Origin of the sequence: Arthrobacter sp. CAN_A212 (genome assembly GCF_015752345.1) — a bacterium.
In the GTDB taxonomy this organism is placed as follows: Bacteria; Actinomycetota; Actinomycetes; order Actinomycetales; family Micrococcaceae; genus Arthrobacter_D.
Genome location: NZ_JADOUT010000002.1, coordinates 278,799 through 292,504, shown reverse-complemented (window position 1 = coordinate 292,504; position 13,706 = coordinate 278,799). Strand labels below are relative to the sequence as shown.

Below are 13,706 nucleotides of genomic sequence, written 5' to 3'. Positions count from 1 at the left end.
GAAAGGCACCATGTCGGCTATAACTACACAAGATGATCGCGTGCGGGAGGATCAGCCGGATTGGGTAATCAGGCTGGTCATGCCCCAGGGCGTGGAGGTCACCGGTGAAATTGCTGAGGCACACGCGGCGAGGGCGAGGGCCCTGGCTGGAGACGATCTGCGCCCGGTCCTGCTGGTAATTTCGGGCGTCAGCGCGATCAGCCGTGAAGCCCGCGCCGTCCTCGCCTCCTCACGCACCTCCTCGGCGATCGCCGTCCTGGGCGAGTCCCCGGTGGACCGCGTGATCGCGAACTTTTTACTCGGTGGCGAACCGCCGCCGTGCCCCACCCGGTTCTTCACCACCGAGTCCGAGGCAATGGCCTGGTTGGGAAGCGGCCCGGATGCCTAGGAAAGAGGCAGACCCGCGCCTGGCCATGCTGGTCGACGGGATCGTCCGGCTCTCCCGCGGTGACCTCAGCAGCCGGATGGAACCCTCAGCGGCACGCGACGACGTCGACGCCGTCATCACCGGCTTCAACCTCCTCGCTGAAGAGCTGGAACTGGTCCACCGCGACTTCGAAGAGCGGGTGGAAAACCGCACAGCGATGCTCCACCAGGCACACCTGGAGATGCGGACGATGGCCATGACCGACGCACTGACCGGTCTGGACAACCGGAGCGCACTACTGGGCAAACTTCAGGAACAGCTGGAAACGGAAGAGGGCACTCCCCCGCCCGCCATCATCCTGCTGGACCTCGATTCCTTCAAGGACGTCAACGACAGTTTCGGGCACGACGCCGGCGACCGCGTGCTCCAGGAGGTAGCCCGCCGCCTGCTCGGGGCGGTCCGCGACACCGATACCGTCGCGCGGCTCGGCGGCGACGAGTTCGCAATCCTGGTTCCCGAGGCCACCCTTGAGATCGCGCTCCGGATCGCCAACCGGGCGCTCGCCGCTCTGGGAGACCGGATCACGCTCGCCGAGCTTCACGTCTTCTCCCGCGCCAGCATCGGTGTGCGGTTGGCCGATCCGCGCCAGGAAGCCGAAAGCATCCTGCTGGACGCCGATACCGCCATGTACGCCGCCAAACGCGAGGGCCGCAGCACCATCAAGGTCTTCGAACCGGTCATGCTGTACCAGCGCCAGCTGCGGAGCCAGATCGCGTCCGAGCTCCGGGACGCCATCTCCACGAACCAGCTCTCCCTCAACTACCAGCCCGTGGTGGACCTGCGCGACGGGCGGGTCCTCGGGCTTGAGGTGCTGGTCCGCTGGAATCACCCCACCCGGGGTTTCATCATGCCCGACGAGTTCATCCCACTGGCCGAGGAGATCGGTGCAGTGGTTGAGCTCGACCGATGGGTAATGGCGGCAGCCATCCGCCAATATTCACTGTGGCGAACTGAACTGCAGCTCGACGACGACTTCCAGCTTCGGCTTAACCTCTCGGCCGTGGAACTGCAGCAGCTGGACCTGGTGGACTACGTGCGTGGACTCCTGCGAAGGTTCGATATCCCGCCGGCGGCGCTGGTGCTGGAAATCACCGAAACCGCGCTGGTGACCGGTGGCGAGGTGGAAACCTATTCGCTGCTGAGCCTGAAGCAGCTGGGCGTGTGCATCGAGATCGACGATTTCGGCACCGGGTACTCCTCCATCAGCTACCTGCGAAAGCTACCCGTCAGCATGGTGAAGGTGGACCGGTCCCTACTCAATGAACTGTCGACCGGATCCATCCAGTTCGACTTCATTTCTGCAATCCTCCAGCTGATTCGCGCAGCGGGGCTGGAGGCCGTCTTCGAAGGCATCGAAACGTACGACCAGGTGCAGAAGCTGCAGGAGATGGGCTGCATCGGCGGCCAGGGCTACTACTTCAGCCGGCCCTTGCCGGTCGAGGAAACCACGGCCCTGCTGCGTTCCGCGGCCACCCTGCCCCTCGCCTCTTAAAGACCGGCGCGCCCACAGATTTCTGCAGGCGCGTCGGTCATCGAAAGTTGACGCCTGATCAGACCAGGCGGGTCAGCCAACCGTGGGTGTCCTCCGAGGTGCCGGTCTGGATGCCGAGCAGCTGTTCGCGGATGGACATGGTGACCTCGCCCGCCTTGGAATCGGGGGCGCCGATGACCTCGGAGCCATCCTTCAGCTGACCGATCGGGGTAATGACCGCGGCGGTGCCGCAGGCGAATACCTCGGTGATGTCGCCGGAGGCCACCCCGTCACGCCACTCGTCGAGGGTGATCTTCCGTTCGGTGACTGTCAGGCCCCGGTCCTTGCCCAGCTGAATCACCGATGAGCGGGTAACGCCCTCCAGGATGGTGCCGGAGAGGGCGGGGGTCACCAGTGACCCGTCCTTGAAGACGAAGAAGACGTTCATTCCGCCGAGTTCCTCGACGGCGTTGTCGTTGAACTGGTCGAGGAAGAGGACCTGCTTGCAGCCCTGTGCCTCGGCCTCCAGCTGCGCGGCGAGGGAAGCGGCATAGTTGCCTCCACATTTTGCGTTGCCGGTACCCCCACGCCCGGCGCGGGCGTAGTTGCGGGATACCCAGATGTCCACGGGTGCCAGTTCCCCACCGAAGTAGTTACCTGCTGGCGATGCGATGACCCTGAAGGACACTTCGCGGGCCGGGCGCACACCGAGGAACGCCTCGGTGGCGATCATGAACGGCCGCAGGTAGAGGCTTTCGCCCTCGCGGGTGGGGATCCAGTTCTGGTCCGCGGCCACCAACTGGCGGAGAGACTCCAGGAAAATGGCCTCGGGCAGCTGCGGCAACGCGAGGCGTGCCGCTGAACGGTTCAGGCGGGCGGCGTTCTGATCGGCACGGAACGTCCACACCGAGCCGTCCTCGTGACGGTAGGCCTTCATGCCCTCGAAGATTTCCTGGCCGTAGTGCAGTACTGCTGCAGCCGGGTCGAGCGCGATGGGTCCGTAGGCTTCGAGGCGGGCGTTGCCCCACCCGCCGGCACCGGTGTTGTCAGCCTTGTAGTCGACCACAACGGTGTGATCAGTGAAGTGGTTTCCGAACCCTGGCTCGGCGAGAATCTCGGCGCGTTCCTGATCGGAGGTGGGGTTGGCGGAGGGGTGCTGGCTAAATTCCAGGTCGGTGGCTGTCATGGTTAACCAGCTTAGGACACCAAGGCGGCGATCGCATCGCCGATTTGGGCTGTAGTCCGGCCCCCACCGGTGCGGGAGGCGACGTCGTCGTCCACGGCACGCTCCACCCGGGCTGCTGCGTCGTCGAACCCGAGGTGATGCAGCAGCAAGGCGACGGAGAGGATGGCAGCCGTCGGGTCGGCCACCTGCTGCCCGGCGATGTCGGGGGCTGACCCATGGACCGGTTCGAACATGGAGGGTGCGGTGCGGTCCATGTTGATGTTGCCCGACGCCGCGAGGCCAATCCCGCCCGTGACCGCCGCGGCGAGGTCGGTGATGATATCGCCGAACAGGTTGTCGGTGACGATGACGTCGAATCGGGCAGGATCAGTCACCAGGAAGATCATCGCGGCGTCCACATGGAGGTAGTCGTGGGTGACCTCGGGGAACTCGGCGGCGACGGCCTCGACCGTCCGCTTCCAGAGGTGACCCGCGTAGACCAGTACATTGTGTTTGTGGACCAGCGTGAGGTGCCGGCGCGGCCGGTCGTTGGCCCGCCGGAAAGCGTCACGAACCACCCGCTCCACACCGTGCGCCGTGTTCAGGGAAACCTCGGTGGCAATCTCGTGGACAGTACCCGTGCGCAGCGATCCGCCGTTGCCGACGTAGGGCCCCTCGGTGCCTTCGCGGACCACAATGAAGTCGATGTCCCCGGGGGCTGCCAGCGGACTCGCGATGCCGGGATACAGCCGGGAGGGTCGCAGGTTCACGAAGTGGTCCAGCGCGAACCGGAGCTTCAGCAGCATTTCCCGCTCGATCAGCCCCGAGGGGATGCGCGTGTCTCCCGGAGCTGCGCCGACGGCCCCGAAGAGGATCGCGTCATGCTGCCTGAGCTTTTCGAGGGTCTCTTCGGGAAGGGTCTCTCCGGTGGCCAGCCAGTGCTCCGCTCCGAGCTGGTATTCGGTCAGGGCGAAGGAGGTGTCAAGGTTGGCGGTGACGCTGCGAAGCACCTTCACCGCCTCGGCGATGACCTCCGGTCCGATTCCGTCCCCGGGGATGACTGCCAGCTGGATTGGTGAAGAGGATTCGCTCATAGGAACAGGCTATGGATTGAGACCACATGATGGACAACGTGTCTCACTTTTTGAGACGACGCCACCATGGGGTGGTCTGCATCCGACCCGGATCTCCACCCGCGGGTTGATGTTCCTGCCGCTTTCCGGCCCTAGAGTGGGGTTTCATGGACCTCCATCATCGCCTCGCACGATTGCTGCGTGCCCACCCGGGCCGCGTGGACTTCGTGATCATGGTGGTGCTGTTTCTGCTGCTGGTGACCCCCACGGCCCTCTCGGGTGTCGGCCCCCTTGAACTGCTGGCGGCCGTCGGGCTGATTCTTCCGCTCGCCTGGCGGCGATCACGGACCGTTCTCGCTGCAGGACTGATCGCAACCGTCTCCGTCCTACAAATCATTTTCTATGTGTGGCCGTTACCCGGCCAGGTGGCGGTGCTGATTGCCCTGTATGCCCTGGCTGCGTATGCGCCCCGGTGGGCCAGTCTTGGCGGGCTTGCGGTCGCTTCGGTTGGGTGTTTCGCCGGCCTGCTGAGGTACAGCCGCGAATATGGCATCAGTCCGCTCGAGATGCGGGACGCCTCGCTGCCGTTGTTCGTTGTCATCGCTGTCCTGGTTCAGGCTCTGATCCTGTTGTGCTGGACGTTTGGCGACCTGGCCCGCAACCGTCGGCTCACCCTCCAGGCCCTTGAAGACCGGACCCGGCGCTTGGAGGTGGAACGCCAACAGGAAAGGGATCTCGCAGCCGCTGACGAACGCAGCCACATCGCCCGGGAAATGCACGACATCGTGGCCCACTCCCTGTCGGTCATCATCACCCAGGCCGACGGCGCCAGGTACGCGAGCGCCCACGACGCCGCGGTGGCTCCCGCGACGCTCGGCACGATCGCTGAAACCGGCAGGGCATCGCTGCGCGAAATGCGCCGCCTGCTGGGCGTCCTGCGCGGGGATGAGGAAGCCTCCACCCGTCCGCTCCCGGTACTCGCCGACATCCCCACGCTGATTGAGACCGTTCAGCACGCCGGGCTCAGCACCGGCTACACGGTCAAGGGCACCGGCCGCCGGGAGCTTCCCGCCGGTGCCGAGCTCACCGCCTACCGGGTGGTGCAGGAATCCCTCACCAACGTGCTGAAGCATGCTGGCCCGGACGCCTGCGCCGTCGTCGAGCTGGTATGGACGCCCCGCGGCCTGAGCCTGACCATCGACGACGACGGCCGCGGCGCTGGTGCCGACCCCTCCTCCACCGGGGCGGAGCAGGGCATCAAGGGGATGCGCGAGAGACTCAGACTTTACGATGGGGACCTGGCCGCCGCAGCGCAAGCCGGCGGCGGGTACCGCATTACAGCATTCATCCCCTACACGGAAGCCTGACAGTGCCCATCAACCCCGCGCCCATCAACCCCGCTCCCGAAAGCCCCACCATCCGGGTGGCCCTCGTGGATGATCAGCGGCTGGTTCGCAGCGGCTTCACCATGCTGATCAACTCCCAGCCCGATCTGCACGTGGTGTGCGAGGCGGGCAACGGCGCCGACGCTGTCGCGGCGTTGCAGGCGACCCGTGCCGACGTCGTGCTGATGGATGTCAGGATGCCGGGAATGGACGGCATCGAAGCAACCCGACGCATCCTCGCGCAGGCATCCGCCGCACCCGGGCCCGGGGAACGGAGCGGCCCGAAGATCGTGGTGCTGACCACCTTTGATCTGGATGAATATGCGCTGGCGGCCATCCAGGCCGGCGCCAGCGGGTTTTTGCTCAAGGACGCACCACCGGAGGAACTGCTCGAGGCCATCCGCACAGTGTATCGGGGGGATGCCGTCATCGCGCCGTCCACCACCCGGAGGCTGCTGGACCATGTCGCCCCGATGCTGCGCCGTTCCTCCCCCGCGACGGGGGCCAATGCCGACGCGGTGAAGTCGTTGACCGCGCGGGAGCGGGAGGTCTTTGAACTGATCGCCCGGGGACTGTCCAACCCGGAGATTGCGGGCAGCCTCTACCTTTCTGAAGCGACAGTGAAGACCCATGTGGGCCATATCCTTGCGAAGCTCCGCGCCAGGGACCGAGTGCAGGCGGTCCTGATTGCCTACGAAACGTCAGTGGTGCAGCCCTAGCCCTGGTTTAGCTGGCCCCGATCTAGCAGCGCTCATCCCGCCGTTCCCGCTGCCTCATCCCGCGGGATGAGAAGGCCCCGCGGGAAGACCGGCCCCTAGGCTGATTCGCTGCGGAGCCCGCAACCCTAGCGTTGAAGCATGAGAACTTCTGCAAACACTGCCGACCACTTGTCGTCGTCGTCCGCCACCCCTGAACCCTCCGGAACAGGACCCGCGGCGTCCGCCGACTCACTCTCCAAGACCTACGGGCGCGCGGATACCCGAGTGCACGCGCTGAAGGAGGTCAACGTCACCTTCGAGCGGGCCACGTTCACCGCCATCATGGGCCCGTCCGGATCGGGCAAATCCACCCTGATGCATTGCCTGGCAGGCCTGGACACCGCCGACTCCGGCCGCGTCTGGATCGGCGGGACCGAGATCACCGGATTATCGGACAATGAGCTGACCCGCCTGCGGCGTGACCGGATCGGTTTCGTCTTCCAGGCCTACAACCTGATTCCCACACTCACCGCCGAGCAGAACATCACCCTGCCGGTGGCGCTCGCCGGCGGTACTGTCGACGCCGACTGGCTGTCACAGATCTGCACCACCCTCGGTCTGGCGGACCGGCTCACCCACCGGCCACATGAGCTTTCCGGTGGCCAGCAGCAGCGCGTGGCTGTGGCCCGTGCGCTGCTGACCCGCCCAGATGTCCTCTTCGGTGATGAGCCCACCGGTAACCTCGACTCGCGCTCCGGCGCGGAGGTGCTTTCCCTGCTGCGGCGCAGTACCCGGGAAATGGGTCAGAGCATCATCATGGTGACCCACGACCCCGTCGCCGCGTCCTATGCGGACCGTATCCTGTTGATGAACGACGGCGAACTGGTGGGCCAGCTGGACCGCAGCACACCTGACGTCATCTCCAAGGCTCTCGCCGGACTGGGGGCGTAAGCCGTGCTGCAGGTTGCACTCGCCCAGGTCCGGGCGTACGGCCGACGCTTCATCGCGGTGGGGCTGGCCGTCATGCTCGGCGTCGGATTCCTCTCAGCGACCCTGATGGTCTCAGGAACCACCCAGGCGTCCCTTCAGCAAAGCCTCGGCGCCACCTACGCCAAAGCCGACCTGGTGGTCTCCCTCGGGGAGGGTGCCGGATCGGCGGTGGAAACCGAGCAACTCCTCTCAGGTATCGACGGCGTATCAGCCGTACATGCCGCACAACGAACCATCTCTACCCTGAGTCTCCCGACGGGGCCGGCGGACGTCTTTGTCCTGAGCACCGCCCCCGATGAGCTTCAGTCCTCGACCCTAGCTGACGGTCGCCTACCAGTCGATGGCACTGGAATCACCATCGACAAGACGGCGGCTTCCCAACTGGGACTGGGCGTCGGTGACAGCTTCGCGCTGGAGCAGACCCAGTATTCCCCCGACGGCGAGCCGCTGCCCCCGAAGAGCCTGACTGTCACGCTGACGGGGATCACCGAGAATTCTGCCGATCCCTATCTCGCCGGGTTGCCGCAGGTGTACGCCGCACCGGACCTGGTGGAGTCGCTCAGCATCTTCGCCCCCGGGGAGGCTCCACCCCAGGCCACCACTGCCCAACTGGCCGTCGACGGATCAGCCACCGTGGCGGACGTCCGCACAGCTACGGCGTCAGCCCTTTCGGCATCGGGAGTGTCCGCCGAGGTCCGCACCAGCGCCGAACAGGTGACGGCCGACGTCGCGGCCCTCTCGGGAGGCACCGACCAGCTGACAGTCATCCTGCTGGCGTTCGCCGTCGTCGCCATCCTGGTCACCGTGCTGGTCATCGCCAACACCTTCTCGGTGCTCGTGGCCCAGCGGACCCGTGACCTGGCGTTGCTGCGCTGCATCGGTGCATCCCGGGCACAGATTCGTCGCTCGGTCCTGATCGAGGCGGGCATTGTGGGCCTGGTGTCGTCAGTCCTCGGCGTGCTGTTGGCCGCTGGCGTGATGTGGGCACTGGTCAGTCTTGCCGCCGCGCAGGATGGCACCGAGTTCGCCACCCTGGCCATTCCACCGTCGTCGGTCCTGGCCGGGCTCATCGTCGGCGTCGTGATGACTTTGGTGGCCGCGTTTGTGCCGGCCCGTGCTGCCACCGCCGTCGCACCGCTCGAGGCGCTGCGCCCGGCTGAGGATGCCACGACTAAGACCCGCAGGGGCAAGGCGCGGCTGTTCCTCGGACTGATGCTGGTTCTGCTGGGGGCCGGGCTGCTCGGGGTGGGCGCTGCCTCGTCGGCGCTGCTGGTCGCGCTGCCGGGTGGAGTCTTGTCCTTCGTGGGCGTGCTCCTGTGCGCGTCACTGTTCCTCCCCGCGCTGGTGACCGCCGTCGGGAAGCTTGCCACCCCCCTGGGCGTGCCCGGTCGGCTCGCGGCGATCAACGCAGTCCGCAATCCCGCCAGGACCACTGCCACTGCCAGCGCACTGCTGGTGGGAGTCACCCTGGTCACCATGATGATGGCCGGCGCGCAAACCTCGCGGACAGCGTTCGAAGCCGAGCTGGGAGCCAACTATCCGGTGGACCTTGCGGTGCAGGAGGTCGGAAGCGCAGCCGCGGCTGACGCGGCTGTGACGACGGTTGAACGTCTCGACGGTGTTGATGCGGCGCTGGCCCTGTCAGTCGCCGCTGTCTCCGACGACGCAGCCGGTGCCCTGCCGGTCTACGCGATCTCACCCGACGAGGCCGAGGCGGTCCTGCGCAGTGAGGACCTCGAACTGGTGGACGACGTGGTGTTCATGCCCCAGGACTCACGGCTCACCGAGGTGACGTTGGCGGGTGCGGACGGTCCGGTGACCCTGCCGGTTCAGGAGGTGCAGACCCAGATCTTCGTTCCAACGATTACCACCGCGACGGCTGCAGAGCTGGGGACGGCGCCCCTGCCCGGTGTCGCAGCACTCGGCGACGGGACTGGCATCCTGTGGCTGAAGCTCGATGACTCGCTCGATGCTGCGGGGGTGAACGGACTTCGGTCAGACATTGTCGAGGCGCTCGGCGTCTCGGAGTACCAGGTCAACGGCGCAGCCATTGAACGGGTGTCCTTCAACCAGATCATCGACGTCATCCTGCTGGTGGTGACGGCTCTCCTCGCCGTCGCCGTGCTCATTGCGTTGATCGGTGTGGCCAATACGCTCTCCCTGTCGGTGCTTGAACGGACCCGGGAGTCGTCCCTGCTGCGGGCCCTCGGGCTCACCCGGGCGCAACTGCGCGGGATGCTCGCCGTGGAGGCGGTGCTCATTGCCGGCGTCGCCGCCGCCTTCGGGTGCCTGCTGGGCGTGGTGTACGGGTGGCTTGGCGTGCAGTCGGCCCTGGGAGCGATCGCGCCGGTCACCCCATCAATCCCCTGGCTCCAGTTGCTGGGTGTGCTCGCGGTGGCTGTTATCGCCGCCCTGTTGGCGTCGGTGCTGCCGGCCCGACGTGCGGCCCGGCTGTCGCCGGTGGAGGGGCTCGCCACGGCGTAACCTAGCGACCACAATCGACGCGGAACCTGCGAAGATGGAATTTTCCAACTCGCAGGTTCCGCTCGAAAGGTTTATCAATGGAACATCCACCGACGCCGCGCAGCAACTCAAACCCGACGGATTCCAGCAGGCTTTCGGCGTACCTGGATGACCACCTGGTGGCCGCCGCGTCGGGAGTAAAACTCTTCTCCACCGCCCAGGAGGCGTGGCGCGGCACCAAGCACGAGCAAACCTTCGCAACACTCACCGAGGAGATCGCCGCCGACCGGAAAGAATTGGCTCAGATCATCAGTTCCCTCGGCTACACCCCGAGCAAGGTCAAAATGGTCATTGCCCAGATCGGCGCGCAGCTCAGCAAGGTCAACCCGCTCAACCTCCGCCGTTCAGACAAGGGCAGCGGTGCCCAGCTGGAACTGGAGGCCCTGCAAAGCGCGGTCCGTGGCAAGGAATGCATGTGGGAGACCCTTGACGCACTAACCGAGGCAGGGTCGACCGCGCTGGACTCCGAACAGCTCCGGCGCCTCACCGACCGGGCCCGCAAACAGCAGGAGCAGTTGACGCACATCATGCGTCAGACAGCACCCGAGCGGTTCCTCTCGGGCGACCACTAGCACCGGGCGGACCGCTAGCCCTCGGCTGGCTCTTCGTACTTCGGGAAGATGGGCGACGGCGCCGGCAGTGCCGTCCCAGCGACCAGCGGAGTCTCGATGGCGCTGAACTGCCGCTCGACGTCGTCGGGCCCGGTGCCCTGCCCCAGCGCGGTGAGCAGCCGTCCGGCGCCCTCAGGCATCACCGGCTGCGCCAGGATCGAGACGATCCGGAGCACCTCCAGCGTCACGTACAGCACCGTTTTCATGCGCTCGGTATCGGTTTTCCGGAGCACCCAGGGCTGCTGGTCGGCGAAGTAGGCGTTGGTGTCGCCCAGTACGCCCCAGATGAGTTCGAGTGCCCGGGAGAACTCCTGGCGGTCAAACGCGGCCCGGGACGCCTCAAGGAGTCCGTTGGCCTGCGCCAGGATGGCCTCGTCGGCTGGCGCGAGCGACGACGGCGCTGGCACCTGCGCGTCACAGTTCTTGGCCACCATTGACAGCGACCGCTGGGCGAGGTTGCCCAGGTTGTTGGCGAGGTCGGAGTTCATCCGGCCCACGATTGCCTCGTGGCTGTAGGATCCGTCGGCTCCGAACGGCACTTCGCGCAGCAGGAAGAACCGGATCTGGTCGAGGCCGTACTGGTTCACCCAGTCCTTGGGCGCCACCGTGTTGCCCAACGACTTGGACATCTTGACGCCCTTGTTGAACAGGAAACCGTGAATCATGATCCGCTGTGGCAGTTCGAGTCCGGCTGACATCAGGAACGCGGGCCAGTAGATGGCGTGGAACCGTGAGATGTCCTTGCCGATGACATGGACGTCGGCTGGCCAGAACTTTTTGAAGCGCTCCGACTGAACATCGGGGAAGCCGACGCCGGTGAGGTAGTTGGTGAGGGCATCCACCCACACATACATCACGTGGTCCTTGTTGCCGGGGACGGGCACTCCCCAGTCGAAGGTGGTCCGGCTGATCGACAGGTCCTCGAGGCCGCGCTTGACGAAGCTGATCACCTCGTTGAACCGTGACTGGGGCGCGCCAAACTCGGGCTGGTCGGAGTACAGGGCGAGGAGTTTGTCCTGGTAGGCGGAGAGCCGGAAGAAGTAGCTCTCCTCCTCGGTCCAGGTCACCTCGGTGTCAGTCTCCGTGGCGTAGCGGATGCCGTCCTCGCGGACGTCGGTGTCGTCCTCGCTGTGGAACGCCTCGTCCCGCACCGAGTACCAGCCGGCGTACTTATCCAGGTAGATGTCGCCACGGGCTTCCATCAGCTTCCAGATGGCGGATGCAGCCTCGTAGTGGTCCGCGTCTGTGGTGCGGATGAACCGGTTGTAGGAGCTGCCGACGTCGTCGTTCATGGCCTGGAACGCCTGCGCGTTGCGGGTGGCCAGGTCGCGGACGGGGATGCCCTCCTTGTCGGCGGTCTGCTGCATCTTCAGTCCGTGCTCGTCCGTTCCGGTCAGGAACATGACGTCGTAGCCATCGAGCCGCTTGAACCGGGCCAGCGCGTCGGTGGCGATCGCCTCATAGGCATGGCCGATGTGCGGGGTCCCGTTGGGGTACGAGATGGCTGTGGTGAGGTAATACGCGGGCAGCTGCTCTGTGGATGTCACCTAAAGAAATTACCCTGTTTCCGGCCCGCTTGTCGCTTCGTGACCGGGCCGCCCACCGGTAGCGTCCCTGGCCTGGCCCCTGCCCAGGGGCCAGCGCAACGACAAGGGCCTCCCACCGCTGTCGCGGCGAGAGGCCCTGAAACACCTGGGTGGTTAGCTCTGCAGGTCCACTTCGCGGGCCACCGTGGCGCCGATCGCTTCCTTCACGGCGTCTAGGACCTCCTGCGGCACCGAACTGTCGACCGTCAACAGGGACAGGGCCTGGCCGCCCTCGGTGTTGCGGGCCACCTGCATTCCCGCGATGTTGATGTCCCGCTCGCCGAGCAACCGGCCCAGCGTGCCAATGACACCGGGACGGTCCTGGTACAGCAGCACCAGCAGGTGTTCGCTGATCGGGATCTCGAGGTCATACCCGTTGACGCCTACCAGCTTTTCGATCTGCTTCGGCCCGGTCAGGGTACCGGCGACGGAGATCTGCGATCCGTCCGAGAGCGCGCCGCGGATGGTGAGCACATTGCGGTACTCCTCCGATTCGGGGGTGGTGACCAGCCGGGTGTTGATGCCGCGCTGTTCGGCGAGGACCGGTGCGTTCACGTAGGACACCTGCTCGGAGACAATGTCGGTGAAGACCCCCTTGAGAGCGGCAAGCTCCAGCGCCTTCACGTCGAGGGACGCGATCTCGCCAGCCACTTCCACCTCGATCTGGGTCAGTGAATCGTGGGTCAGCGCGGTGAAGATCCGACCCAGCTTCTCGATCAGCGGGATGCCGGGGCGCACCTGGGGATCGATGACGCCGCCAGCGACGTTGACGGCGTCGGGCACCAGCTCACCGGCGAGGGCAAGGCGCACCGATTTGGCGACGGATACGCCTGCCTTTTCCTGGGCCTCATCGGTTGAAGCCCCGAGGTGGGGGGTGACCACCACGTTGTCGAGGGTGAAGAACGGGAGATCGGTGCTGGGCTCGGTGACGAACACGTCGACGCCGGCGCCCGCGATCTCGTTCGCCTGGAGGGCTGCGAACAGCGCCGCCTCATCGACCAGTCCCCCGCGTGCCACGTTGACCACGTAGGCAGAGGGTTTCATCCTCCTGAAGGCCGCCTCGCCGAGCATGCCGAGCGTTTCGGGTGTCTTGGGCATGTGGATGGTGATGAAGTCAGACTGTTCGAGCAGTTCATCAAGGGTGACCAGCTGGACTCCCAGCTGGGCGGCGCGTGCCGAGGTGATGTACGGGTCGTAGGCGAGGATTTCGGTGTCGAAGCCCTGCAGGCGGGCGGCGACGAGGGCTCCGATCCGGCCGAGGCCGATGATGCCGACCTTCTTTTCGTACAGTTCGATGCCCGAGTACTTGGAACGCTTCCATTCGCCGCCCTTGAGTGCGGCGCTGGCCTGCGGGATGTGGCGGGCGAGGCTGAGGATGTGGCCGACGGTCAGTTCGGCGGCCGAGATGATGTTGGAGGTCGGAGCATTGACCACCATGACGCCAGCCTGGGTGGCGGCCTTAATGTCCACGTTGTCCAGGCCCACGCCGGCGCGGGCAATGACCTTCAGCTGCGGCGCGGCGGCGATCGCCTCAGCATCGACCTGGGTGGCGGAACGCACCAGGATGGCGTCGACGTCGGCAATCGCGGCGAGCAGCTGGCCACGGTCCGAGCCGTCGGTCTGCCGGATCTCAAAATCGGGACCGAGTGCCTCGATTGTGGCAGGAGAAAGCTCCTCGGCGAGGAGAACTACGGGTTTGCTGGTCACGGGTGTGATCCTTCGCTGCTGTGCTGTGTGTGAATGAGGGAATTCGTGGCGGTGTGGCAAGTCTAAATGG

Annotated in this window: 11 protein-coding genes; 7 read left to right on the top strand and 4 right to left on the bottom strand. The window is 65.8% G+C overall.

Annotated elements, in window-relative coordinates:
* Nucleotides 1-40: 40 nt before the first annotated feature.
* Together IWX64_RS03980 and IWX64_RS03975 are read left to right on the top strand one after the other, a co-directional pair.
* Nucleotides 41-388: a DUF7793 family protein gene (locus IWX64_RS03980; protein ID WP_196865855.1), complete on the top strand. Its 348-nt coding sequence runs from the start codon at nt 41-43 to the stop codon at nt 386-388.
* Nucleotides 381-1,919: a putative bifunctional diguanylate cyclase/phosphodiesterase gene (locus IWX64_RS03975; RefSeq protein ID WP_196865854.1), complete on the top strand. Its 1,539-nt coding sequence runs from the start codon at nt 381-383 to the stop codon at nt 1,917-1,919. Before IWX64_RS03980 ends, IWX64_RS03975 begins: the two co-directional genes overlap by 8 nt.
* A gap of 58 nt (nt 1,920-1,977) precedes the next feature.
* On the opposite strand, the gene IWX64_RS03970 is transcribed toward IWX64_RS03975, so the two are convergent.
* Both IWX64_RS03970 and IWX64_RS03965 read right to left on the bottom strand, forming a co-directional pair.
* Entirely contained in the window at nt 1,978-3,084 is a 1,107-nt protein-coding gene (locus IWX64_RS03970) for a branched-chain amino acid aminotransferase (RefSeq protein ID WP_196865853.1), read from the bottom strand.
* A gap of 11 nt (nt 3,085-3,095) precedes the next feature.
* The gene (locus IWX64_RS03965; protein WP_196865852.1) at nt 3,096-4,157 is read right to left on the bottom strand and encodes a 3-isopropylmalate dehydrogenase; all 1,062 of its coding nucleotides are present in this window, start codon (nt 4,155-4,157) and stop codon (nt 3,096-3,098) included.
* A 146-nt stretch (nt 4,158-4,303) separates the two neighbouring features.
* Between IWX64_RS03965 and IWX64_RS03960 the strand changes: the two genes are divergently transcribed.
* The 5 genes from IWX64_RS03960 to IWX64_RS03940 all read left to right on the top strand — a co-directional run bounded on the left by IWX64_RS03960 (nt 4,304) and on the right by IWX64_RS03940 (nt 10,304).
* The gene (locus IWX64_RS03960; protein ID WP_196865851.1) at nt 4,304-5,503 is read left to right on the top strand and encodes a sensor histidine kinase; all 1,200 of its coding nucleotides are present in this window, start codon (nt 4,304-4,306) and stop codon (nt 5,501-5,503) included.
* Nucleotides 5,504-5,505: 2 nt separating this feature from the next.
* Nucleotides 5,506-6,240: a response regulator gene (locus IWX64_RS03955; protein WP_442859028.1), complete on the top strand. Its 735-nt coding sequence runs from the start codon at nt 5,506-5,508 to the stop codon at nt 6,238-6,240.
* A 138-nt stretch (nt 6,241-6,378) separates the two neighbouring features.
* The gene (locus IWX64_RS03950; RefSeq protein WP_196865850.1) at nt 6,379-7,170 is read left to right on the top strand and encodes an ABC transporter ATP-binding protein; all 792 of its coding nucleotides are present in this window, start codon (nt 6,379-6,381) and stop codon (nt 7,168-7,170) included.
* A gap of 3 nt (nt 7,171-7,173) precedes the next feature.
* Nucleotides 7,174-9,693 (top strand): ABC transporter permease, encoded by a 2,520-nt coding sequence (locus tag IWX64_RS03945; protein ID WP_196865849.1) that lies wholly within the window; start codon nt 7,174-7,176, stop codon nt 9,691-9,693.
* Between the two features lie 77 nt (nt 9,694-9,770).
* On the top strand, nt 9,771-10,304 hold the full coding sequence (locus tag IWX64_RS03940; RefSeq protein ID WP_196865848.1) for a hypothetical protein: 534 nt from the start codon (nt 9,771-9,773) through the stop codon (nt 10,302-10,304).
* A 14-nt stretch (nt 10,305-10,318) separates the two neighbouring features.
* Here the strand turns inward: IWX64_RS03940 and metG are convergent, their stop codons facing one another.
* Nucleotides 10,319-11,890, bottom strand: coding sequence for a methionine--tRNA ligase (metG, locus tag IWX64_RS03935; protein ID WP_196865847.1), 1,572 nt, complete (start codon nt 11,888-11,890; stop codon nt 10,319-10,321).
* A 153-nt stretch (nt 11,891-12,043) separates the two neighbouring features.
* The gene (serA, locus tag IWX64_RS03930) at nt 12,044-13,636 is read right to left on the bottom strand and encodes a phosphoglycerate dehydrogenase (protein ID WP_196865846.1); all 1,593 of its coding nucleotides are present in this window, start codon (nt 13,634-13,636) and stop codon (nt 12,044-12,046) included.
* Nucleotides 13,637-13,706: the final 70 nt, after the last annotated feature.

Coding starts and splice junctions, on each gene's coding strand:
- IWX64_RS03975 (WP_196865854.1), top strand. CDS start 381: ATGCCTAGGAAAGAGGCAGACCCGCGCCTGGCCATGCTGGTCGACGGG.
- IWX64_RS03970 (WP_196865853.1), bottom strand. CDS start 3,084: ATGACAGCCACCGACCTGGAATTTAGCCAGCACCCCTCCGCCAACCCC.
- IWX64_RS03965 (WP_196865852.1), bottom strand. CDS start 4,157: ATGAGCGAATCCTCTTCACCAATCCAGCTGGCAGTCATCCCCGGGGAC.
- IWX64_RS03960 (WP_196865851.1), top strand. CDS start 4,304: ATGGACCTCCATCATCGCCTCGCACGATTGCTGCGTGCCCACCCGGGC.
- IWX64_RS03950 (WP_196865850.1), top strand. CDS start 6,379: ATGAGAACTTCTGCAAACACTGCCGACCACTTGTCGTCGTCGTCCGCC.
- IWX64_RS03940 (WP_196865848.1), top strand. CDS start 9,771: ATGGAACATCCACCGACGCCGCGCAGCAACTCAAACCCGACGGATTCC.